Genomic DNA, 22,675 nt, shown 5'->3' with positions numbered 1-22,675 from the left:
GTCACCCGGCGGCGTGCCGCCGCAGCAGGTCGACGAACTGCGGGACCGTCCGGGCCGCGGTCGGCCACCCCAGCTCCCGGCTCAGCCGGACCACCTGCGGCACCCGCTCGGCGGCACGGGCGAACACCTCCAGGGGAGGCCCGTCGGCCAGGAGCCGGCCGTTGTCCAGCAGCAGCACCCGGTCGAACCGCTCCGCGCAGAAGTCCAGGTCGTGGGTGATCGCGAGGACGGTGCGACCGGCCGCGGTCAGCTCGTCGACCAGTCGCCCGAGCCCGTCGAGGGCGACCCGGTCCTGACCGGCCGTGGGTTCGTCGAGCACGACGATCGGGACGTCCATCGCCAGCACCGAAGCGACGGCGACGAGCTTGCGGCGGGCGGGTGAGAGGTGGTGCGGGTGGACGTCGACGAGGTCGGTGAGCCCGGTGGCCGCCAACGCCCGGTCGACCAGCTCCCGGGCACGCGCGGGCGGGAAGCCCAGGTTGCGCGGTCCGAAGTGGACCTCCGCGCCGATCGTGCGGGCGTGGAGCTGGTCGTCGGGGTTCTGGAAGACGTAGCCGACCTCGGCGGCCAGGCGCGAGATCGGGTGCCGGGCGGTGTCCAGGCCGTTGACCACCACCCGGCCGCCGGTCGGCGTGAGGATGCCGTTGAGCTGCCGGGCCAGCGTGGACTTCCCGGCGCCGTTGGCCCCGATGACCGCCACCCTCTCGCCCAGCTCGACGGTGAGCGAGATCCCGTCGAGCGCCGTCACCCGCTCCCCGTACCGGAAGGTCAGGTCCTCCACCACGATGCTCACGGCAGCTCCTGCCTGGTCGGGGCGAGGACCTCCGCGAAGCCCTCGGCGGCGTCGGGCAGCAGGACGGGCAGCGGCAGCGACGGCGGCCACAGCGACTCGGCGGCGGCCAGCTTGGCGGCCTCGGTGTAGCGGGTCCGGGCGACGCCCAGCCCGTCCAGCGCCGGGTGGGTCAGCACCGCGCGGGGGACGTCGTCGAGCACGACCCGGCCGCGGTCGAGCACCACCACCCGGTCGGCCAGCTCGGCGAGCTGCTCGACCCGGTGCTCGACGAGCACCACCGTGACGTCGTCGTCCTCCAGCGCCCGCAGCGCCTCGAAGACCAGGGCGACGCCGTCCGGGTCGAGCTGCGAGGTCGGCTCGTCCAGCACCAGCACGGTGGGTTCCATGACCAGGATCGAGCCGATCACAACCATCTGCTGCTGCCCGCCGGACAGCTCGAACGGCGGCCGGTCGGTCAACCGGCCCAGGCCCAGCAGCTCGACCACCCGGTCGATCCGGCGGACCATCTCCGCGCGTGGCACGCCGAGGTTCTCCAACCCGAACGCCAGTTCCTCCCGCACGGTGAACTTCGCGCCCGACATCTGCGTGAACGGGTTCTGCATCACCAGCCCCACCGGCGGAGCCGGTTCGCGCGGCGCCGTCCCGGCGGTGCTCCGGCCCGCGACCGCGACCGACCCCGTCAGCTCGCCGCCGGTGACCCGGGGCGCCATGTCCGCGATCACCCCGGCCAGGGTGGACTTCCCGGAGCCGTTGGCTCCCACCACCCCGCACACCTGTCCCGCGGGGACGGACAGCGACAGGTGGGACAGCGCGGGCTCCGACCCGGTCGGATAGGTGAACGACACGTCCTCCAACTCGATCACCTCAACACCCCCAGCACGTTGGCGGCCAGTGCGGCGACCGCGACCAGGCCGAGCGAGATCCGGGCGGCGCGCTGGGCCGCGGAGTCCGCGACGGCCACCAGCGACGTGCGCCGGCACGGCGCGCCGAACGCTCGGGCCTCCATCGCGACCGCCCGCTCGTCCAGCTCGGCCAGCGCGCCGAGCAGCAGCGGACCGGTCAGCGGCAGGACCGCCCTGGCGCGCTTGCGCAGGGTGGTCGTGTCCAGGCCGCGCGCCTGCTGCGACCTCAGCACGCTCTGCGCCCGCGCGCGGAACGCGGGGACGATCTGGAGCGTGGCCGACACGACGTAGCTCGTCTTCGCCGACAGGCCGCGCTCGACCAGCGCTCCCATCAGGGCGCCCGGGTGCGTGGTGAGCACCAGCAGCAGCGTCGCCCCGACCAGGACGAGCACCCGCCCGGCGGTCAGGGCGGCGAACTCCAGCCCCTCCACCGTCACGGACACCGGACCGTGCGCGAAGAGGACGGTGACACCGTCGGGGTAGAACATGCCCTGGAGCAGGAACACCAGCACCACGACGGGGCCGACCAGCACGAGCAGCAGCCGCAGGAATCGGTGCGCCACCCCGGCCAGCACCGCCGCGGGGAGCAGCACCACCAGCAGGAGCGGCGGCCACCACGGCACCGGCACGCAGAACGCGACGACGATGGTGGTCAGCACCACCGCGAGCCGGGTGAGCGGGTTGAGGCGGTCCCAGGCGTTCACGGCGCCACCGCCCGGTCGCGCCGGCCGAACACCGCGTGACGGCGCACGAACGGGTAGCGCTGCGACAGCCGCGCCGGCAACCCGGACAGGACGCTCCAGGCGACGAGGCAGCTGATCGCCTTGTCCAGCGGGTCCGAGATCAGGCCCTGGATGCTCGCGGCGGCCAGCATGCTGTTGCCGTACGCCTGGAGCGTCGCCATCACCACGGAGTGCCCGACCCCGGCGCCGGCGTTGCCGAAGACGAACGCGGTGATCGGCGCGGACACCACCCCGGCGAAGACGCCGATGACGACACCGGCGAGCACCGCGGTGGCCGCCCTGCGGAAGAACCCGAGGCGCGCGAGCAGCCCGGCGAGCAGGCCGATCGCGGCCGCGGTCACCGCGTACGGCAACTGGCCGGGGTTGATCGTCATGCCCACCGTGATGGCGGCCAGCGCGCCGGTCGCCGCACCGGCGGCCGGACCGGCGAGCACACCGACCAGGACCGTGCCGATCGAGTCGAGGTACAGCGGGAGGCCGATGATCCGGACGAGCTGGCCGACGACGATGTTGATCGCGATCGCCACGGGGAACAGCGTCAGGGCCGAAGTGGACAGCCGGGCCATCGCGCCGCTGATGATCAGCGCCGCACCGGTGAGGTAGCCGATCAGGGCGAGCAGCGCGAAGGAGCCGCCCACGCCGTGCGCCGACGTGGGTTTCGCGAGGATCAGCACGAAGTAGGTCGCCACCACGACGAGCCCGCCGGCCGCGGTCCGCGCCCACGGCGGCACCCTGACCGGCGTTCCCCCTGTCGCGGGTCTGGCGAGGTAGTCGGCCAAAGGAGTGCCTCCTCGAACGCGGTGCGCGGGTCTCCGGCAACCCGGTCGACGAAACCCGTTGCGGCGCAACAGGATCGACGGTGACGGTAGTGATTCGCGAAGCTAGCACGGCATTTCCGGGCGGTACAGCGGTGCAAGGGGCACGCGCGCACGGCGACGACCGCCGGCGCCGCGGCCTGTGCCGTGCACGTGCCTTGACGCGTGATCGGGGAAGCGCGAGGCTTCCGGGTGACGTGTGCCGAAAGGACGCGGCTCTCCCCCGGTGCCGCGCGCGATGGGTTTCTTCCACCGGTCCGGGGACACCCGATCGAAATGCCCCCGGGGCCCCGGTCGACCGGGGAAGCTCTCGGACGGCGTCGAGCGCGGTCCCGGACCGCTTCCGGCCGGATGCCCGAACGCCTACCCGGGGGTGGCCTCGCGGCCGACCGGCTTCTTCGCCGGGGCGCCCGACCAGCGGGTGATGAGCGGGCCGGTGGTGGCCGGGACGAGCACGTAGGCGGTGACCAGGGGGCCGAGTTCGGGGTGGGCCGGCCACCTGTCGACGTGGTGGCCGAACCGGTGGGCGACCAGGAACGCGACCGCGACGGCGGTGACGGCGACCAGGACGCCCAGCGCGGCCCGCCACCACGTCCCGCCCGCGACGAGGACTGCCGGCACGGGCAGGTGGACGGCCATGGCGAAGTCCTCCATGACCAGCACGGCCAGCACGGACGGCGTCTCCCGGTTGCCCAGGCTGCGCAGGTCGCCCAGCAGGCGGGCGATGATGCCCGACGAGGACACCCACGTCGCGCCGGCCAGGGCGAGGACGCCGACGGCGTCCAGGCCCGGCAGCCACCCGACGACCGCGCCGGGCCCGGCCCCCAGCGCCAGGTCGAGACCGGCGGAGGGGACGTGGCGGCGCAGGCTGTGGGTGAACTCGGCGGTGGAGAACTCCAGCCCGGGGGTGAGCAGCAGCAGCACGACGCCGATCGAGGCGCCGGCTTCGACGAAGTCGCCGGCCGTGGGCACCGGCGCGATCCCGCCCTCCCCCAGGGCGAGACCGGCCAGCAGGTGGAGCGGGACCGCGGGCAGGCCGAACCGGCGGGCCGTCGTGCCCAGCGCGCTGGGCACGACGAGGATCAGGCCCAGTTCGAGCAGCGGGGCCAGCGAGGTGTGCCCGCCGGTTCAGCCCCCGACGATGCGACGCACGGCGTCGATGCCCTCGGCCGTGCCGATCACCACCAGCACGTCGCCCGCCCGGATGACCTCCGCCGGCATGGGCGCGGCGATGACGTCGGGCCCGCGCACGACCGCCACCACCGACACGCCGGTGCGCGTGCGCGCCCGCATCGTGCCCAGCGGCTGGTCGGCGTGCGGTGACCCGGCCGGCACGTCGACCCGGTCCGACAGCAGACCCGGCACCTCCCGCGACAGGTCGGCGAACCGCTCGACGATGCGCGGGGCGCCCAGGATCTCGGCGACCGCGTCGGCCTCCTCCCTGGTCAGCCGGAACAGCGGCCTCGCCTCGTCGGGGTCCTCCGGCGGGTAGGCCACCAGCTCGAACCCGCCCTCGCGGCGGGCGATCACCCCGATCCGCTCGCCGTCGGCGTTGGTGAACTCGTAGCGCAGGCCCACGCCCGGCAGCAGCACCTCGTTGACGTCCATCGGATCATCATGACGTGGCCGGCGGACGTCGGTGCGAGCGGTGACCACGACGGCTGTCGGGAGCGCGGTGGCGGTCCGCTGCACGGGTGACCGGGGTGGCAGGGTCGAAAGTCCCGTTCGCGGCGGACGTTGCCCCCTGCCCGAGGGCGCGCGCGTCGCGCAAGGTGGAAGTCGCGACTGGACCCACTCGGCCCGCCCCGCCTTCGACACCCCAGAAGGACCACACCGTGCTGTCCACTGCTTCCGCCGAGGTGGTGCGCGCGACGCTGCCCGTCGTGCGCGAACACGCCGTCCGGATCACCGGCGAGTTCTACCCGTCCATGTTCGCCGCGCACCCCGAACTGCTCGACCTGTTCAACCAGGGCAACCAGGGCAACCAGGCCGGCGGGCAGCAGCGGGTCGCGCCGGCCTCCGCCGTGGTGGCCTTCGCCGGGCGCCTGCTCGACCCCGGCGACGACCCCGGCTCGTTCGACGCGATCGCCGAGCGCATCGCGCACAAGCACGTCTCGCTGGGCATCCGCGCCGAGCAGTACCCGATCGTCGGCCGCCACCTGATGGCCGCCGTCGGCACGGTGCTCGGTGACGCGGTCACACCGGAGGTCGCCGCCGCGTGGGACGAGGTCTACTGGCTGCTGGCGTGTCGGCTCATCGCCGCCGAGGCCAGGCCCTACCAGCGCGGCGGGATCGACCCGGCGGTGCTCCGGCGGCGGTGGCGGGTCGTCAAGCGCCAGGACGAAGCCGTCGACGCGGTGTCGTTCACGCTCGTGCCGGACGACGGTGGCGCTGTGCCCGACTTCCTTCCCGGCCAGTACGTCTCGGTGGCGGTCGACCCGCCGGACGGCCACCGCCGGCCCCGGCAGTACTCGCTGTCGCAGGGGCCGGTGCGGGGCTCGCTGAGGATCGTCGTGCGCCGCGTGCGCGGAGTCGACGGCGCACCGGACGGCGCGGTGTCCGACCACCTGCACGACCACGTGCACACCGACGACACCCTCCTGGTGGGCCCGCCCGCCGGGGAGAACACCCTTGACCCGGGCACCGGTCCGGTGCTGCTGGTCAGCGCGGGCATCGGCATCACGCCGACGGCCTCGATGCTGGACCACCTCGCCCGGACCCAGCCCACGCGCCGGGTGGTGGTCGTGCACGCGGACCGCTCCGCCGACCACCACGCGCGGCGCCGAGATCCGCCAGACCTCCGCCGGCCTCGCCGACGTCGACCGGCTCACCTGGTACGAGACGGGCGACGACGAGCGTCGGGGCTTCGTCGACGTGGACGCCATCCCGTTGAGCGAGGACACCACCGCCTACCTGTGCGGACCGGTGCCGTTCATGCGCGACGTCCGTGCCGGTCTGCTCCGCCGCGGCCTCGCGGGCGACCGCATCCGCTACGAGGTCTTCGGGCCGGGGATGCTCGACGGCCGGACCGGCTGACGCCCCGCCGGCGTCGCGCACCCGGTAGGACTCCGGGAGTCGGAAGAGCGAGGGGCGCCCGCCGACTTGCGGCACCGCACCCGGCACCGCCGTGACCGTCCGGTTCGGACGGTTCGGCCCGGCCGACCGGCGTCGGCCCGCACCGCGTGACCGACGGCTTCCGGACGGCGGCCGACGTGGACGGCGCGTCCGCGCTCCCCGGGAGCCCGTCGGTCCGGGTGGCGCGCCCGGTGCACCTCGGGCCGCCCGCGGACGACCTCCTCCCCCGGCGGCGGGGCGCTGGTCGCCGGCATCGCCCCGGCGTCGTCGACCGGGGTCGCTGTGGTCGCGCCCGGTCCCGGCGGTCCACCTGTCGGTAGTCGCTCCATTCGGCCCACGAGTTCCCGGCGGCGCGTGGTTACGATCCGGAATCGTGAAAGCTTCCGACGACGAGGTGACACGCTGGGCGCTGGCCGCGCGTTCCGGCGACCACGCCGCCCTGGAGCGGTTCGTCCGCGCCACCCAGCGGGACGTGTGGCGCTTCGTCGCCCACCTGGCCGACGTCGGCCTGGCCGACGACCTCGCCCAGGAGACCTACGCCCGTGCCCTGCCGAGCCTGCGCCGCTTCGCCGGGCGCTCCTCCGCCCGCACCTGGCTGCTGGTCATCGCCCGCCGCGTGGTGGTCGACCACATCCGCATGGCGCAGGCGCGTCCCCGGTTGTCCCCCGGCGCGGACTGGGTGCGGGAGGCCGACCGCAAGGCCGTCGCCCCCGGCTTCGAGAACACCGTCGAGCTGAACGTGCTGCTCGACGCACTGGCCCCGGATCGCCGTGAAGCCCTCGTCCTCACCCAGGTGCTGGGCCTGCCCTACGCCGAGGCGGCGGAGGTCGTGGGCTGCCCGGTCGGCACGATCCGCTCCCGGGTGGCCCGCGCCCGCGACGACCTGCTGCGCGCCACGGACGACGAGGTCACCGACGGCGAGGCCTCCGAAGCCGGCTGACCCGGCACGGCGCGCGGTTCGCGGGTCGCGGTAGCGGAGTGCGGAACCCCGACGTCCGGTCGGGGGTCCCGGGAACCGGACGGCGGTCGCATCCGACCAGTGGACAGGTCTTCCCCTCTTCCCCGCCCGAGGTGCCCCGTGTCCGCTCCCCCCGTCGACGACGTGCACGCGCGGACCGACGAGGCCCCCGGCCCGGTCCGGGTGTCCGTGCTGCCGCTGCTGCGCCGACTGCACTTCTACACCGGCGTGCTGGTGGCACCGTTCCTGCTCGTGGCAGCCTTGTCGGGGCTGCTCTACGCGTTCGCGCCGCAGCTCGACGCCGTGCTCCACGACGACGTGCTGGAGGTGCCGGCGGCCACGGGCGCGCCACGTCCGTTGGCGGAGCAGGTCGCCGCCGCCCAGGCAGCCCTGCCCGGGGGCGCGGTCACCTCCGTGCTGACCGCCGACGCCCCGGAGGCCACGACACGGGTCGTGTTCTCCCTGCCCGGCCTCGCGGAGGGGCACGACCGGACGGTCTACGTCGACCCGTACACCGCGCGGGTGCGGGGCCAGTTGACGACCTCGTTCGACTCCACGCCGGCCACGACCTGGCTGGGCGGCCTGCACCGGCACCTGCACCTCGGCGAGCCGGGCCGGCTCTACTCGGAGCTGGCGGCGAGCTGGCTGTGGGTGATCTCGCTGGGTGGCGTGGCGCTGTGGGTGGCCCGGCAGCGGGCCGCACGTCGCCGCGTCCGGGCCGTGCTCGCGCCGGGGCCGGGAGCCAAGGGCGTGCGCGGGACCCGGTCCTGGCACGGCAGCACCGGCACGTGGGTGCTGCCGGGGGCGCTGTTCCTGTCCGCCACCGGCCTGACCTGGTCCACCTACGCCGGGGAGAACTTCAGCGCGGCACTGACGGCGCTCGACGCCAGGACCCCGTGCTGGACACGAGCCTGACCGGCACCGGGGCACCGCCGGCTCGGACGGCCACGGGGAGCCCCGCGACGCGTCGCGGGGCATCGGGCCGGTGGACCCGGCGGTGTTCGACCGGGTGCTCGTCGCGGCCCGCGACGCCGGCCTGGACGGTCCGGTGAAGCTCGGCGTGGCGAGCGCGCCCGGCACCGCCTGGACCGCCACCCAGAACGACCGGACCTGGCCGGTCCGCCTCGACGCGGTCGCCGTGGACCCCGCGAGCGGGGGCGTCACCGCGCGGGCCGACTTCGCCGACCGCCCCGTGCTCGCCACGCTGTCGACGCTGGGCATCCAGGCCCACATGGGCCGGTTGTTCGGCGTGGCCAACCAGGTCGCCCTGTTCCTGCCGGCGGCGGGCATCCTGGCGCTGGTCGTGCTCGGCTACCGGATGTGGTGGCAGCGCCGCCCGACCCGCGCCGACCGCCGCGCGCCCCTGGGCGGCGCGCCCAAGCGGGGCACGTGGCAGCACTTCCCCCTGTGGTTCGTCGTCCCCGCCCCGCTCGTGCTGATCGCCGTCGGCTGGGCGATCCCGCTGCCGGGGGCGAGCCTGCTCGCCTTCCTCGTCGTGGACGGGCTGCTCGGCCTGGCCCGCCGGCGTGCCGGCGGCCGGACGGCCGGGCAGGGCGGGTGAGCGGTTCGGCCACGTCCCGGTGAGCGCGCCCGTGCCGCGTCGACGCGATCGTCGCACGCGGCACGGGCGGGCCGGCCGGTGTCAGCGGGTGCCGGTGTGGTGCTTGAGCGCGAGGAGCTTGTGCCGGTACATGCGGCACAGGGCGACCAGGACGTGGACCTGCCCGCCGGGTCCCAGCGGGCGCAGCATCTCGACGAGGTCGTCCGGGTGCAGGTCCTCGTCCGCGGCCAGGCGCCGGTTGAGGATGGTGCGGGCGAGGTCGTGCTCGTGGTCGCCGACGGCCAGCCGGTCGACGTCGCGCAGGTCGTAGGTGTCGGGCAGCGGGAACCGGACGAGCGGCTCCGGGTACCGGGCCGCCATGAGCTGCACGGCGATGTTGACCAGGTGCGCCACCATCGCCGCCGCCCGGTCGGGGTCGTCGAGCATCACCGACAGCTCGTTCACCGTCACCGTGTCGGGTTCGAACGCCGGCGGTGAGTCGATGTCGACGTCGAACCGGTGCAGGGCCAGGGTGATGTTGTCCAACACCCGTTCGGGGTCGACGAACACCCGCTCGGGGCGGTCGCCCTCGACGCTGGCCCGCGGGTGCCACGGATCGAGGAACTCCCGCACCGCCGCCTCCCCGAACACGTCGGGATCGGGTAAGGGCCGCCGAGGACGGGGAGACTGCTCCACCACCCTGCCTCCTGCCGTATCGCCACCGGGCGGCCGGCGGCGTCGCCGCCGGCGGACCCCCGTTCCCGGGGTGTCCCCGCCGGTGTACCCACTGCGGGGCGGGTACACGACAACGCGCTGCGGTCGGCCCCGTGCGCCGTCGTCCGCGCGGGCACCGGCGACCCGGGCCGGTTCCCGGACCCGATTGGCCGCCCGAACCAGGCGATCAGCCGATTCCCGCGCCGGGGCCGGGCAACTCGAAACAGTTTTCCGCATATCTGCGGCCCAATTCCATTCGGCATCCCGCACGATCACCCCGGTAACGCGGACACCGCCGGGACGATAGCCCGAGCATTCGGTGACGACAACTCGGAGGGTCGGATGCTCAAACCGGTCGACGGCATGGACGACCTGGTCTTCGCGTTGGAGGACATCATCGGCAACCGACCCGCCGCGCCCTCGCCGGTGGTCGTCGCGACGTCCGACGACCCCGCGTCGAACAGCGAGTTCCTCACCGACGTCGAGCGCCGGTTGTCGGACTTCGACGGCCGGGACCTGGTGCCGCACGCGCACGCGAAGCCGGACCTCGCCGAGGCGTCCGCCGGGAACGACCTGCCGTCGGACGCGGCACTCCTCGACCTGCTCGTGCAGGAGTTGAAGAACACCACTCCCCGCGGTGCCGGCCGGAATTGGAGAACCCCTCGCTTCCAATTGGTCCTCGACGTCCTGGAAGTCGGCCAGGACGTCAACTGGACGTCCGTGGCGACGCAGAAATCCACCCTCCTCACCCTGCTGTACCGGCGTTGGGAGAGCCGCCACTCCCTCCTCACCTGGGCCCGGGAGATGAGCAGCGCGAATTTCCCGATCCAGTGGATCGGCGTGGTGCTCACCGCGATCCTGAGCGGGCCGAGCAGGTGGCTGTTCTCCAGGAGGCTCAACGGGCGGTCGACGCGGCGGCTCCGCGAGCAGTTCGCGAACGCCGGCCGCACGGGCGGGGGTTTCCCGTACCAGGCGTTGCTCCTGCTGCCCGCCGGCAACCCGGACGGCCACACCGACCTGCGCCGCCGACTCCTGGTCGGCTCGATCCTCCAGGACCTGGCCGACGTGATGCGGCGTGGCCGGATCTCACCGCGCCGCCGTCGGCGCCAGTGGACGCCGGTCGTGCTGCTCGACGGCGTGCACCCGCTCACGGCGGCGCTGCTCGACCAGTTCGCCGAGCAGGTGAAGGACCACGAGCCCGCCCCGCTGCTGGTCGTCGGCACGCTGGCTCCCGGGCACGCCGAGCGCGTCGCGAAGACCGTGCACACCGTGCCGGAGGCGGCGAAGGCGCTGCGCCGGTTCCTCAAGGGGGACCGCACCGCGCTGCCCCGGCCGCCGTACCTGGCCGTCCGGCTCCCCCGGGACGAGGTGGTCGACCCCGCTGTCGAGATCCGGCTGACGCCGCACAAGGCGGTCGCGCCGCGGGTGCCCGGCGTGTCGGCCTTCGTGCCGTTGGCCCTGGTGCTCACCGTGGTGGCGGGCGGGCTCGGCGTGGGCGTCCACCACTACCTGCGCGGCGGTTGCGCGGACACGAGGGTGAACGCCACCGGTGAACGGGTCGGCGTGATCGAGAGCGGGTGCAGCTTCGTCAGCGGCAAGACCGGCTTCGGCGACAAGGTGCCGGACCTCGGGCTGCTCGAGCAGCGGGTGGCCGAGAACAACGAGGCCGTGGACCGGCTCAAGGACCGGCAGGGCGAACCGCGCTACTACCGGACCGTGGTGTTCTTCGGGCCGCTGACCCGCGCCGACCAGGCGGAGAGCACGGCGCCGCCGAACGCGATCTGGCAGTTGGCCGGGGTCGTGGACCTGCACCAGGAGCACAACCGGCTCGCCGACAGCGACGACGGGAGGGTCCCGGTCAAGCTGATCCTCGCCAACAGCGGCGACCGCTTCACCGACGGTCGCTGGGTGGCCGAGCGGATCGCCGAGCGCGAGCGGGTGGGGCGGGGTGAACTCGCGGCGGTCATCGGCATCTCGCAGAGCAGGCCGGAGGCGCTGGAGGCGGTCGGCGGCCTCACCGGGATACCGGTGATCGGCGCGGCGATGTACGGCAGCGAAATGGCCCAGAACCCGAACATGTTCCTCTCGTCACCGTTCAACGCGGCCTTCGCCGAGGAGATCGCCACGTGGGTGAGGGGTGAGGGCAAGCAGGGGTCGGCCGTCGTCTACGACCCCGACGACCCGTACTTCAGCAACGAGCTGCGCGACGAGTTGAACGCGCGCGGCGTCGGGTCGGCGGACAGGGACGTCGTGGCGAAGGAGGCTCCCGGCAAGGGCGGCAAGGGCGAACCCACGTTGAAGAAGGAGGACGTGGCGCGGCTGTGCGCGGAGGCCGACACCGTCGTGCCGGTGGTCGCGGGCCGCGGGGACCAGTTGCTCAAGCTGCTCGCGATCGGCGCGACGCTGAAGGCATGCAAGGACCGCGTCGACCGCCCGATCCGGTTGATCGCCGGGCCGGGCGGGGTGGTCGTGGCGGCGCAGGACGTGCTGGACGACTACAAGTGGGCGCGGGTGTGGGTCGCCGGGCTGGCGGACACGGCGGAGCAGAGCGAGCGGACCGCCGGCGCCAACGCCTTCGGCATGGCCACCCAGGCGATCGCGGACGCCCACCTGGCCACCACGCAGTTCCCCGACTGGGACGTCTCGCAGGTGCTGGCCAGCCTGCGCGACCCGGACTTCGACTACGACGGCCTCAGGCCGAACGTCCCCGGCATCGGCGAAGGTCGGGTGCACATCATCCACCCCGAGGTGGTGGGCAGCGGGTGACCGCCCGCCGGGAGGGCGGCGCGGGCGGCGGAGGACCGCCGGGCCGCGCCACGCCCACCCGGCCCACGCCCGCGCCGCGCCCGGCCAGCCGCGGCGCGAACAGCCGGCACGGCAGGACACCGCGGTCAGGGTCAGCACGACCTGGCCGCGGCCGCGAGGGTGACGAGCAGGGCGAGCACCAGGATGTCGCCCACCGCCTGCACCGAGATCACGATGGTCAGGGTCACCATCGCGTGCAGCACCACGTCCAGCCGGAACACCGGCGGGCCGACCGCGCGGAACACCGCGATCAGCAGTGCGGTGATCACGCCCGCGACCGCCCCGCCGAGCACCGGGTCGGTGCCGAGCACGAAGGCGACGGCGATGCCGGGAAGACGGCGGGCGAGACGGCGTCGCCGATGAACGCCATGCCGCTCAGCACGACGTGGCTGCCGATCACGGCGCGGTCAGGAAGTCCAGGAACGCGGTCACCCGGTCACCCCGGCGCCTCGAGCAGCTGCTCGGCCCGGTCCGGGCCGAAGGTGCACGCCCCGTCGACCTGGTGGCGGATGCGCGGAGCACCGGACGGTGGGTCCGGTGCCCGGTGCGCGTCCCCCGACCAGGTCCGCCGACGCCTCGGCCGCAGCACCGGACCGATGCCGGTGACCGGCGTGAGCAGTCCGCCCAGCGCGGGCCAGGACACGTTCGCGCCCGTCGCGGCGAGCCCCGCCGACGTGGTGGCGGTCGGGACCGAGGGCGCCGACGGCCGGCGGCACGTCACCGCGCCGTTCCGGAGCGCGGCCCGTGGAATGGATTCCACGCGGTCGTGAAATAAACGGGATCAGCCCTGCGGTTGCGAAGCCACCACTCGTGGAAGTAGCCTGCGAACAGGTGGCGAAAATGTCGGGAGGGCATTCTCTCCGTCTCCGGGGGTATTCATGCGCATTGTTGCTTTCGTCCTGCTCTCAGCCCTGCTCTTTCCCGTTCCCGTCGCGGCCGCCACGTCGAACACCTGGTTGGCGCAGCGGTTGTCCCATTCGGTGAGCACCCGTGACGCCATGGTCTCGGTGCGTGCCTTCGACGCCGCGGCGCGGGCCGGAGGTGGCAACCGGGCACCGGGTTCACCCGGTTTCGAGATGTCCCGCGAACACCTGGAAGGCGTTCTCGAACGCGCCGGCTACCGGGTGACCACGCAATCCGTGCCTTATCGCGAGTTCACCGTCGTCACCGAATCCCTGATCACCTCGCCCGGCGCCCGGGTGCGGGTCCTCATGGCCCAGTACGCGCCGTCGACACGGGTGGAGGGCTCCATCGCCCGCGTGACCGCGGCCGGGTGCGCCCCCGTCGACTACCCGCCGGGCACCGCCATCGCGGTCGCGCCCAGCGGTGCCTGCACGACCGCGGCGAAGACGATCGCGGCCTCGGAAGCCGGTGTGCGCGCCCTGCTGGTCTACGACCCGTCGCCGGTGGCCGACTCGGTGATCCGCCGCCAGGCCACCGGGGCCGTGCTACCGGTGGCGTTCGTCAGCCGGCGCGACGGGGAGTCGTTGTCCGGCAGCGGTGTCCTGGAGCTGAGCGGGCGGTCCTCCGACGCCACCACCGTCAACGTGTTCGCCGAAACCGCCGGGGGTCGGGCGGACCACGTCGTCATGGCGGGCGCCCACCTGGACAGCGGCGAGGACGGGCCGGGCATCAACGACAACGCCACCAGCGTCTCGGCGCTGGTGGAGACCGCCGTGCGGCTCGCACCGCACCAGCACCGCGTCGAGAACCGGGTGCGCTTCGCGTTCTGGGGCGCGGAGGAGCTGATCAACGTCGGCTCCACCCACTACGTCGCCACCCGCACGCCGGAGGAGCTGGCCGCGATCCGGCTCTACCTGAACTGGGAGCTGATCGCCTCGCCGAACTTCGTGCGGTTCGTGGTGGACGGCGACGACAGCGACCACCCGGACGTCGGCGCGCCGGCGGGGCCGCCCGGCTCCGGTGTGGTGGAGGCCGTGCTGACCCAGGGGTACCGCGTGCAGGGCCTGCCGTTCCGCACCGCCGACCTCGGCGACATCCGCTCCGACCAGGAACCGTTCGCCCGCGCCGGTGTGCCGGTGGGCGGCGCGTTCGGCGGGGTTCGGGGCATCAAGACCGCCGACGAGGCCACCGTGTTCGGCGGCGTCGCCGGTCAGCCCTACGACCCCTGTTACCACCAGCCGTGCGACGACCTGTCCAACGTGCACGTCCGCGCGTTGGGCGAGGCGATGCGCGCCATGGCCTGGGCCGTGGGGCGTTTCGCCGTGGACGACGACCTCGACGGGTGAGAGGAGGTGTCCCCGATGGACTACCCCCACTAGGTGAACCGTGACGCGGTGGGGTGCGGGCGACCGCGCCCCACCGACCCGGGAGGAGAACGGTGAGCAGCATCTTCGCCCCGCTGTCGGACGCCATGCTCGCCGACCCGCACGCCGTGTACGCGCGCCTGCGGGCCGAGGACCCGGTGCACCGGCACGAGCAGCTGGCCGCCTGGGTGCTCACCCGGTACGACGACTGCACCCGCGTCCTCAAGGACACCGGCGCCTTCGGCTCGGACCCGAGGGCACTGGGGAAGCCGATCCCCGAGCAGGTGCTCAGCGTGCAGACCCTCGACCCGCCCGAGCACACCGCCGTGCGGCACCGGTTCGTCGACGCGGTCCGCCGCCAGGAGGTCGCGGGCTGGGCGGACGCCGTGCGGAGGGCGGCGGAGGAGCTGGTCGGCCGGCTCGACGGCGTGGTCGACCTCGTGACGGAGGTGGCCGAACCGCTCGCGCTGCGGGCGGTCTGCGCCCTCTACGGCGTGCCCGTGCCGCACGACCACGAACAGCTGCGGTCGGCCTCGCGCACGCTGGTGCTCGGCATGGACTCCGGCCTGGCCCCCGAGCGGCGGGCGCCCTCGCTGGCCGCCCGGGACGCGCTGAACGCGATGATCGACCGGTGGCGTGCCGCGGCCCGACCGGACGGCGTGCTGGCCGCGGTGCCGCCCGACGAGCGGGTGCTGCGCAACTCGCTGCGCGCAGTGTTCGACGCCGGCTACTCGACCACGGCCAACCTGCTCGGCAACGCGGTGGCGTGGCTGGTCGGGGACGGCCCGTGCCGAGGCGCGGACCTGGCGGCGCTGGACGGCCGCGGCGCCGAGGAGCTGATCCGGCTCGCCGGACCGGTGCAGGTCGTCAGCAGGCACTGCAAGGCGGACGTCGAGCTGCGCGGGCGGCGCCTGGCGCGGGGTGACGTGGTGGTGGTCGTGCTGGCCGGGGCCAACCGCGACCCCGAGGTCTTCCCCGACCCCGACACCGCGGACTTCACCCGCAACCCCAACCCGCACCTGGGGTTGGGCCGGGGCACGCACTCCTGCTTCGGCGGCCACCTGGGCAGGCAGGTGCTGCTGGCGCTGCTGCACGCGCTGGGCGGGGTGACGCGCCTCGAACCCGCCGGCGTCCCGGTGCGACGGCCGACCGCCACCCAGCGGGGGCTGGACCACCTGCCGGTGCGCGTGGTCCGGTGAGCGGGTGGGACCTGTCCGGTCCCGCGATCTTCCCATTTCCACCATAAGACCCAGGTCCAGGGAAAAACATCGGACCGCGGTCCGATTTCCGCGCCGCCCGCCCGGTTTATCGTTGCGGCCATGCCGGAACGAAGAGCGCGGGACGTCGGCCCGTCCCGCATCGAGATCGCGTACGAGCGCCTGGGCGACCCCGGCACGCCGCCCGTCCTGCTGGTCATGGGCGCGGGCGCGCAGCTGGTCGACTGGCCGGACGGGTTCTGCCGGGAACTGGTGGATCGCGGCGTCCAGGTGGTCCGGTTCGACAACCGCGACGCCGGTCGGTCGACGCACTTCCCCGACGCGCCCGTGCCGGACTTCGCGGCCGCCCTGGCCGGCGACCTGTCGACGGCGTCCTACGCGCTGTCGGACATGGCGGCGGACGCCGTCGGGCTGCTCGACGTGCTCGGGTGGGGCGGGGCGCACGTCGTCGGGGCGTCGCTGGGAGGGATGATCGCGCAGGTCCTGGCGATCGAGCACCCCGGGCGGGTGCGGTCGCTGACGTCGATGATGTCGACCACCGGCGAGCCTGGCGTGGGCGAGGCCGACTTCTCGGTGTTCGCCGAGCTGGGCCCGCCGCCGCCGGATCGGGAGGCATTCGTCGAATGGCGGGTGCGTGCCATGCGGATCACCGCGTCACCGGTCTTCGCGTTCGACGAGGCCGAGGTGGCCGCGCTCGCCGGGGTCGTCCACGACCGGGGGTACGACGCCCTGGGCGTCCAGCGACAGGGGCTCGCGGCCGTGGCCACGGGCGACCGCACCGCACGGCTGCGGTCGCTGGAGGTGCCCGCGCTGGTCGTGCACGGCACCTCCGACCGCGTGATCGACCTCGGAGGCGGGCATGCCACGGCGGACGCCATTCCCGACGCGGATCTGGTGCTGGTGAACGGCATGGGCCACACCCTGCCGCGGGAACTGTGGTCCGAACTCGCCGAGCGCGTCGTCGGGCTGGTGGAACGCGCCGAAGCGGCCTCGGCCCGGCAGCCGTCCGACCACCGCGACGGGCGGTGACGCACCTGCCCGCGGGCAGGTCGCACCGACGCCGGTCAACCGGCGTGCCGGTCGCCGAGGGGTGGCGCGGGGGGGCGCGCAGGCCGCGCCGCAACCTCCGCGCCCCGTCCCACCGAGAACCCCGATACAGGCCGGCGACGGTCTACGCCGTGGTGCGGGTGAGTTCCAGGACCGGAATGGTGCGGATACCGGCGGTCTTCTGCGCGTACTCGGCGAAGCCGGGGTAGCGGCGGGCCTGTTCGTCGTACCGCTGGTCGCGCTCGACGCCGGTGACCTCGCGGACGATCACGGGGTGGGTGTCGGTGCCGCGTTCGACGGTGGCGCGACCCGCCGTGGTGAGGTTGTAGTACCAGTCGGGGTTTTCCGGCGCCCCCGCCTTGGAGGCGAAGACGTAGATGACGTCGTCGTCGGTGTCGTGCGGCAGGTACATCATGGGGGTGAGCAGTTCGCGTCCGCTCTTGCGCCCCCGGTGGTGGACCAACACCATGGGTGCCCCGGCGAACGGGCCGCCGACGCGCCCCCCGTTCGCCCTGAACTCCTCGATGACCTTGGCGTTCCAGTCGCTCATGTCCGCGCCCTCGTCCTGTCGGGTCGTGATCGTGCGTGCCGATTATCCGGGCGGCCCGGTGTCGCGGAACGCCGGCGTCCGCGGTGGTGCACCGTGGCGACGGGAAAGGCACCTTCCGGCGGGGTGGGCCCGGCTGTCGCGTCGTCGTGGGGTACGGCTGAGCGGCGGACGGGGTCCGCACGTCGCTGGACGTGCCCGAGCGGCAGCGGCCGGTTCAGAGCCAGTCCGCCTCGATCCCGCGGGCACGCAGCGTCTCCAGCGCCTCCTCGTTGCCCGTGCAGAACAGCGTCATCGACTTCAGGTCGGGGAAGTGCCGCAGGTCGGCGAACTCGTCGACGTCGAACAGTCCGTCCTCGCCGTCCCAGTTCGGCGCGACCTCGAGGTGGATCTCGTTGCCGCCGTCCATCCCGATCCCGGTGACCTTCTCCGCGAGTTCTGCGGGGACCTCGAGCGCCTCGAAGCAGGCCAGGGCTCAGGCACCGCCTCGACGCTCCCGCCGTCGTAGGTGAAGCCCCGCTCGGCGGCGTGCTCGCGCAGGCTGAACCTCGGCAGGAGGTCCTGGTCGTACATCGACTCCTGGACGGCGGCGAGCTTGAAGTTGATGTCGGCGAACTGGATCGGCCGGCTCGTCCCCGAACCGTATAGGCGGCGAAGGCACCGCCGTCCGGGAAGTCGTCCCGTTCTCGACCACCCGGCGGTCGGGGTGGTGACGCGGTGGGTGGTCGGCGTGTCCAGCTCGTCGACGCCATGCGGGTGTCGCGCGGGCGGTGGAGCAGCGGAGCCTGCGCAGCAGTCGCCATGTCCTTGGGGGGAGGACCGACCAGTGGGTCGATCCGGCGGTCGCCACGTGGAGCCGGTCCTCCGCCCTCGACCGGCACAGGTAGACTGCCGGGGTCACCGGCGTGCTCCGTGCCCGCGAGCGGCGACTGCGTGATCCGGGTGGGCGGAGGGGCATGATGACCAAGCTGCGGTCGACCGTGCTGTTGGCACTGGTGGTGTCGTTGTCCGTGGCGTGCGGCGGAGAGGATCTCGAGCCGCCGAGGCGCAACCCCGCGCTGCTCGCCGCGGTGGAGGACTTCATGACGTCCGATCTTGCCCGGAAGCCGTTCAAGGAGTTCACCGACTGGGAATGGGATCGGCTCTTCCTGTTCGACATGGATGACGCCTCCTACGAGCGGATCGACGCGTTGGTCGGCGAAAGGGTGTCGCCACTCCGGGCGTTCGGCGGGCTGTTCGTCTACTTCCGAGGCGACAAGGTCGTACGCGTCGAACTGCTCGAAGAGGGCGGCTACTGCGAGGGCCAGTACACGACCGCCGCCTACGTGCGGAAGGGGTACTCCTGCTGGCTCGCCGACGACGCCTTCACGCCCTTCCCGCCATGAGCGAGGTGTCCGCCAGTCGGCCTTGACGACCTCGTCCGGTATTGGGGCGGAGTGCGGGGGCAGCTCGGGTCAGGTCGGTGGTGCGGGTGGTGGAGCAGCGGAGTCGGCGCGGTAGCCACCGGGTATCGAGGGTGGACGGCGCGTTCGCCGAGGGCTCGGACGCGGGCGTGGGAGCGGTGGACCGCCTGCTGCCCGGGCGAGGGGGTGCGCCACCCGCCCCTGCAGGGACGCGGATCGGACCACCCGCGCCTCGACGGGCAGGTCGCCCGGCGGGATCGGCCAAGACCCGGACGTTCGTGCCGTGGCGCTTGTGTTTCCGAGCAGCACGGCCGGTCGGCGACCAGGCCGACGTCGAACCCCTCGGCCAGGCGGCTGTCGGTGTCGTCGCAGCGCAGGTGGGCCGGCACCAGCAGGGCCCGTCGACCGCGCCGCGACCTGCGCCGTCACGACGACGTGGCTCGATGTACCGACTCCCGACTGGAAGTGGTCGGTGTGGGCGTCACGACCGGCGGGGGATCGATCACGTCCGCCGCCGACGTGCACGACCTGCTGTGCGCCAAGCCCGATCTCGGGCTGCTGTGCGCCAAGCCCGATCTCGGGCCGTGCTCCGGGGCCGGCGGCGCGGCGCTGTGGGATGTGCCGAGTGACGAGGCCGGTGACGTGCGCATCCGCTGGATCGACCCGGAGAAGAGCAGGCGGGTGCCCACCACCGACTCGTGACCTGCCCCCGAGGACGTCGTGAGCGACCGCCGGCACAACGGCGCCCGTGAACACCGCGAGGCCGCACTCACGGCGTTCCGCCGCCACCACCCCGCCTGCGGGCGACGCACCAGGACGGCCTCGCGGACCCCACCGGCAACAGGGCCCCGCGCCGACGCCGGGATCGATCCGGACCGCCGGACCACCCTGTCGGAGCACCCGTTGCGCCGTGCGGGTGGCACCATCGTCCCGATCGACGCGTCGGACGTGGTCACCGGACCGCAGAAAACGGGCACGGGCATTCCCGGCAGGAATTGATTGCACCCATCAGGTGGCCGGTGCGTCCGCGATGCGGATTCCACTTTCGCGTGGACGCGTCCACCGACTCTCCGACGACGGGGAAATGGTGGCGGCGTCGGGCTTCTCCCGTATGGTGTTCACCGGTCGAGGCGTCGTGTCCGACGAACGGGGAAGGACGAGGTCCGTTCTCCGGCCGGTCGGTTCGTCGCCGGGCATCCGGGCCGCGACCTCGACGCCATTCTCGGGATTTCCCGCCGGCCGGGTGCTCGACAACCACCGCGCCGCGTGCCGGATCGAGGGCCGGCGAGGCCTCCCGGACGGCGCCGGTCCGATATCCGAAGGGATTCGTGGATGAACGGGATGAAAGCACTCGCGCGCATCGCCACCGCCTGCCTGGTGGCCTCGGCGGTGCTGTCGGGCGCGGCGCCGGCCGCCAACGCGGACGCCGGTCAGGTGTGCCTGGTCAACGAAGTGGTGTCCTTCAGCCATCCGGTGACGAACACGCCGCAGACCGTCACGGTCACCGTCCAGGGGCAGTTGTTCAACTGCACCAACGGTTCCGTCGCCACCGGCTCCTACACCGAGACGGCCACGCTGCCGGACTACAGCTGCACGCAGCTGTTCTACCAGGGCAGCGGCACGCGGGTCCTCACCTGGACCGACCCGACCGCCGCGCCCAGCACGTACTCCTACAACAGGACCTCCAGCAGGGTGGGTGCGAACATCGTCATCCTGCTGCTGGGGTCGATCACGGGCGGCACGTTCGCCGCCGAGCCGGCCAAGATGCAGCTCACCGGGCTCAACCCCGACCCGATCAGCTGCGCGACCACGGGGATCTCCCAGTTGACGCTGCTGGGCGCCCTGACCGTGGGTCTCTGACCGCGCTTCGTCACCGAAGGCCACCGGTGGCCACGGGAACGCCCGCATCCCGTGGCCGTCGTGGCGGCCCGCTTCCCGGTCGTGGCGCGCCGCGATCCACCCTCATCCGACGAGTGCGAGCGTCCGGCGCATTCCGCGACCGTCGTCGAGGCGGCTGTACGGAGAACACCCGATCGGGCGATATCCGGGTACTCCACGCGCTCGTTGGAGGAGCGCGACTCCCGCAACGTGAGGACATGACGGATGAGAAGGCTCGGAGCCGTGTCGGCCGCTGCCGCACTGGTACTGGCCGGCGGTGTGCCGGCGGGCGCCGTCGACGGGACGCTGCCCGGCGGGATCGGGATCGCGGTGGACATCGAGACCCCGCTGCCCGACACGGTCATCCCCAAGGGCACCACCACGGTGGTCGGCACGGCGTCGATCGGCACGAAGGCGGCGACGTCGACGACGTCGCTGGTGTACGTGCTGGACAGCTCCGGCAGCCTCGACCAGACCGGGTGGGACGCCGAGAAGCAGGCCGTCGGCGAGTTCCACGAGCAGGTGGTGCGGCAGCCGCACCTGGGTGTGGGCACCGTCGGCCTGGTCGCGTTCTCCACCGGGGCGCAGACCGCCTGGACCGGGCCGGCCGGGAGTCCCGGGTTCCGGCAAACGCTGGCGGGCCTGCCGTGGCAGGACGGCAGCACGAACTTCACCGCGGGACTGAGGGCGGGCGCGGGCGTCGCGAACGCGACGACCGAACCCCGGTCGATCGTGGTCTTCCTGTCCGACGGCCGGGACAACCACCCGCTGGAGGACTTCGAGGGCGTCCTGGCCGGGGTGCCGGAGCGGGTGGACGTCCACACCGTGGCGTTCGGGCCGGACGCCACCTGCGGCGACGGCGCGCGAAGCCTGAAGCGGATGTCCGACGCCACCGGCGGCGCCTGCGTCCACGCCCCCGACTTCCGCGACCTGCCCGCCGCGCTGGGGACGCTGTTCCCGTCCGAACTGCACCACCTGACGCTGACCGTGGACGGCGGTCCCGAGCTGCCGATCACCGACATCACCCCGGCACTGCCCCAGCCCGGTCCCCGCCAGGTCCGCTACACCGTCGAGACCCCGCCGCTGGACGTGGGCGACCACCCGCTGTGCGTCACCGCCCACGGCGGCGACCACGTCGGCCAGGGCAAGGTCACCGACTGCACCAACGTGATCATCCTCGAACCCACGCCCAGCGCCACCCCGACCACCGGCACGACCACGGACCCGCCCACGAGCACCACCCCCGGCAGCCCGCCACCGGCCGCGGCCCTTCCCGGCAACCGGCAGGTCAGCGTCATCCCGCGCGGCGGCGTGGACACCGGTGACGGGTCGACGGCGCCGTGACCACCCGCACGCGCGCCATCATCGCCGCCACCGCGGCCGCGCTGCTGATCGCCGGCCTGTCCACCGCGAGGCTGCTCTGGTCGCCGGGCGACGACGGCCCGACCGGTCACACCGTCGGACAGCCCGCCGCGGCGTCACCACCGGCCGTGTCCGACGCGGTACCGGTCGAGGTGCGCATCCCCGCCCTCGGCGCCCGCTCCAGCCTGGTCCCGCTCGGGCTCGACGCCGACGGCACCGCCGAGGTCCCACCGCTGGACCGACCGCTTCAGGCCGGCTGGTACAAGCACGGTCCCGCACCGGGTGACACCGGGCCCGCCGTCCTGCTCGGCCACGTCGACGGCCGGGGAGAACCCGGCATCTTCCACGACCTGGCGAAGCTGGTCCCGGGCGACCGCGTCGAGGTCGTCCGCCACGACCGCACCACCGCCACCTTCACCGTCCGCCGGGTCGACCGCGTGCCCAAGGACCGCTTCCCCACCGACACCGTGTACGGCGAAACCGCCACGCCACAACTGCGCCTGATCACGTGCGGCGGCGCCTTCGACCCCTCGAGCGGCGACTACCGGGACAACGTCATCGCCTACGCCGACCTGGTCTGAGGTCGCGGCGCGGCCTCCGCGCAGGGGT

23 protein-coding genes and 1 pseudogene are annotated in these 22,675 nt (G+C 73.6%); 13 read left to right on the top strand and 11 right to left on the bottom strand.

Annotated features, from left to right (window positions below; translation table 11 throughout):
• Nucleotide 1 precedes the first annotated feature (1 nt).
• From CKY47_RS22565 to CKY47_RS22540, 6 genes are all read right to left on the bottom strand, one after another.
• Complete coding sequence (locus CKY47_RS22565) at nt 2-793, bottom strand: energy-coupling factor ABC transporter ATP-binding protein (RefSeq protein ID WP_306747957.1); 792 nt, start codon at nt 791-793, stop codon at nt 2-4.
• On the bottom strand, nt 790-1,656 hold the full coding sequence (locus CKY47_RS22560) for an energy-coupling factor ABC transporter ATP-binding protein (protein ID WP_306747956.1): 867 nt from the start codon (nt 1,654-1,656) through the stop codon (nt 790-792). The genes CKY47_RS22565 and CKY47_RS22560 overlap by 4 nt, the downstream gene beginning before the upstream one ends.
• Entirely contained in the window at nt 1,653-2,399 is a 747-nt protein-coding gene (locus CKY47_RS22555) for an energy-coupling factor transporter transmembrane component T family protein (protein WP_306747955.1), read from the bottom strand. Before CKY47_RS22555 ends, CKY47_RS22560 begins: the two co-directional genes overlap by 4 nt.
• Nucleotides 2,396-3,217, bottom strand: coding sequence for a hypothetical protein (locus CKY47_RS22550; RefSeq protein WP_306747954.1), 822 nt, complete (start codon nt 3,215-3,217; stop codon nt 2,396-2,398). The genes CKY47_RS22555 and CKY47_RS22550 overlap by 4 nt, the downstream gene beginning before the upstream one ends.
• Nucleotides 3,218-3,616: 399 nt before the next feature.
• A complete protein-coding gene (locus tag CKY47_RS22545) occupies nt 3,617-4,327 on the bottom strand; it encodes a cation:proton antiporter (RefSeq protein WP_306747952.1) in 711 nt (236 codons plus the stop codon).
• A gap of 54 nt (nt 4,328-4,381) precedes the next feature.
• A complete protein-coding gene (locus tag CKY47_RS22540; RefSeq protein WP_306747950.1) occupies nt 4,382-4,861 on the bottom strand; it encodes a cation:proton antiporter regulatory subunit in 480 nt (159 codons plus the stop codon).
• A gap of 227 nt (nt 4,862-5,088) precedes the next feature.
• Between CKY47_RS22540 and CKY47_RS22535 the strand changes: the two are divergent.
• The 4 genes and pseudogenes from CKY47_RS22535 to CKY47_RS22520 all read left to right on the top strand — a co-directional run bounded on the left by CKY47_RS22535 (nt 5,089) and on the right by CKY47_RS22520 (nt 8,847).
• A pseudogene (locus tag CKY47_RS22535) lies at nt 5,089-6,289 on the top strand (globin domain-containing protein).
• A 409-nt stretch (nt 6,290-6,698) separates the two neighbouring features.
• Entirely contained in the window at nt 6,699-7,268 is a 570-nt protein-coding gene (gene sigC, locus CKY47_RS22530) for an RNA polymerase sigma factor SigC (RefSeq protein WP_371320726.1), read from the top strand.
• A gap of 138 nt (nt 7,269-7,406) precedes the next feature.
• Nucleotides 7,407-8,201, top strand: a complete 795-nt coding sequence (locus CKY47_RS22525; protein WP_306747947.1) for a PepSY-associated TM helix domain-containing protein — start codon at nt 7,407-7,409, stop codon at nt 8,199-8,201.
• Between the two features lie 70 nt (nt 8,202-8,271).
• Nucleotides 8,272-8,847 carry a PepSY domain-containing protein gene (locus CKY47_RS22520; protein WP_306747946.1) on the top strand — a complete coding sequence of 192 codons (576 nt, stop codon included), beginning with the start codon at nt 8,272-8,274 and terminating at the stop codon, nt 8,845-8,847.
• 81 nt (nt 8,848-8,928) lie between these two features.
• On the opposite strand, the gene CKY47_RS22515 is transcribed toward CKY47_RS22520, so the two are convergent.
• The gene (locus CKY47_RS22515; protein ID WP_306747945.1) at nt 8,929-9,477 is read right to left on the bottom strand and encodes a hypothetical protein; all 549 of its coding nucleotides are present in this window, start codon (nt 9,475-9,477) and stop codon (nt 8,929-8,931) included.
• Between the two features lie 405 nt (nt 9,478-9,882).
• On the opposite strand from CKY47_RS22515, the gene CKY47_RS22510 reads away from it, so the two are divergent.
• Nucleotides 9,883-12,306 carry a type 1 periplasmic-binding domain-containing protein gene (locus CKY47_RS22510; RefSeq protein WP_306747944.1) on the top strand — a complete coding sequence of 808 codons (2,424 nt, stop codon included), beginning with the start codon at nt 9,883-9,885 and terminating at the stop codon, nt 12,304-12,306.
• Between the two features lie 131 nt (nt 12,307-12,437).
• On the opposite strand, the gene CKY47_RS22505 is transcribed toward CKY47_RS22510, so the two are convergent.
• Entirely contained in the window at nt 12,438-12,656 is a 219-nt protein-coding gene (locus CKY47_RS22505) for a metal ABC transporter permease (protein WP_306747943.1), read from the bottom strand.
• 125 nt (nt 12,657-12,781) lie between these two features.
• Entirely contained in the window at nt 12,782-13,105 is a 324-nt protein-coding gene (locus CKY47_RS22500; protein ID WP_306747942.1) for a hypothetical protein, read from the bottom strand.
• A gap of 118 nt (nt 13,106-13,223) precedes the next feature.
• On the opposite strand from CKY47_RS22500, the gene CKY47_RS22495 reads away from it, so the two are divergent.
• From CKY47_RS22495 to CKY47_RS22485, 3 genes are all read left to right on the top strand, one after another.
• Complete coding sequence (locus tag CKY47_RS22495) at nt 13,224-14,594, top strand: M28 family peptidase (protein WP_306747939.1); 1,371 nt, start codon at nt 13,224-13,226, stop codon at nt 14,592-14,594.
• Between the two features lie 92 nt (nt 14,595-14,686).
• Nucleotides 14,687-15,811, top strand: a complete 1,125-nt coding sequence (locus tag CKY47_RS22490; RefSeq protein ID WP_306747938.1) for a cytochrome P450 — start codon at nt 14,687-14,689, stop codon at nt 15,809-15,811.
• A 120-nt stretch (nt 15,812-15,931) separates the two neighbouring features.
• A complete protein-coding gene (locus tag CKY47_RS22485; protein WP_306747937.1) occupies nt 15,932-16,858 on the top strand; it encodes an alpha/beta fold hydrolase in 927 nt (308 codons plus the stop codon).
• 142 nt (nt 16,859-17,000) lie between these two features.
• Here CKY47_RS22485 and CKY47_RS22480 read toward each other — a convergent pair whose 3' ends face one another.
• Nucleotides 17,001-17,426 carry a nitroreductase family deazaflavin-dependent oxidoreductase gene (locus CKY47_RS22480; protein ID WP_306747936.1) on the bottom strand — a complete coding sequence of 142 codons (426 nt, stop codon included), beginning with the start codon at nt 17,424-17,426 and terminating at the stop codon, nt 17,001-17,003.
• Between the two features lie 214 nt (nt 17,427-17,640).
• Nucleotides 17,641-17,838, bottom strand: a complete 198-nt coding sequence (locus tag CKY47_RS22475; RefSeq protein WP_371320725.1) for a DUF6892 domain-containing protein — start codon at nt 17,836-17,838, stop codon at nt 17,641-17,643.
• A gap of 544 nt (nt 17,839-18,382) precedes the next feature.
• Here CKY47_RS22475 and CKY47_RS22470 point away from each other — a divergent pair.
• The 5 genes from CKY47_RS22470 to CKY47_RS22445 all read left to right on the top strand — a co-directional run bounded on the left by CKY47_RS22470 (nt 18,383) and on the right by CKY47_RS22445 (nt 22,647).
• Nucleotides 18,383-18,808: a hypothetical protein gene (locus CKY47_RS22470; RefSeq protein ID WP_306747934.1), complete on the top strand. Its 426-nt coding sequence runs from the start codon at nt 18,383-18,385 to the stop codon at nt 18,806-18,808.
• A 492-nt stretch (nt 18,809-19,300) separates the two neighbouring features.
• Nucleotides 19,301-19,528, top strand: a complete 228-nt coding sequence (locus CKY47_RS22460; protein ID WP_306747933.1) for a hypothetical protein — start codon at nt 19,301-19,303, stop codon at nt 19,526-19,528.
• Nucleotides 19,529-20,167: 639 nt separating this feature from the next.
• On the top strand, nt 20,168-20,686 hold the full coding sequence (locus tag CKY47_RS22455) for a hypothetical protein (RefSeq protein ID WP_306747932.1): 519 nt from the start codon (nt 20,168-20,170) through the stop codon (nt 20,684-20,686).
• A 243-nt stretch (nt 20,687-20,929) separates the two neighbouring features.
• Nucleotides 20,930-22,048, top strand: coding sequence for a vWA domain-containing protein (locus CKY47_RS22450; protein WP_306747931.1), 1,119 nt, complete (start codon nt 20,930-20,932; stop codon nt 22,046-22,048).
• Nucleotides 22,045-22,647 carry a class F sortase gene (locus CKY47_RS22445; protein WP_306747930.1) on the top strand — a complete coding sequence of 201 codons (603 nt, stop codon included), beginning with the start codon at nt 22,045-22,047 and terminating at the stop codon, nt 22,645-22,647. The genes CKY47_RS22450 and CKY47_RS22445 overlap by 4 nt, the downstream gene beginning before the upstream one ends.
• Nucleotides 22,648-22,675 lie beyond the last annotated feature (28 nt).

It is taken from the genome of Saccharothrix longispora (genome assembly GCF_030852425.1).
GTDB lineage: Bacteria > Actinomycetota > Actinomycetes > Mycobacteriales > Pseudonocardiaceae > Actinosynnema > Actinosynnema longispora.
This window is presented reverse-complemented; position numbering and strand designations above follow the sequence as displayed.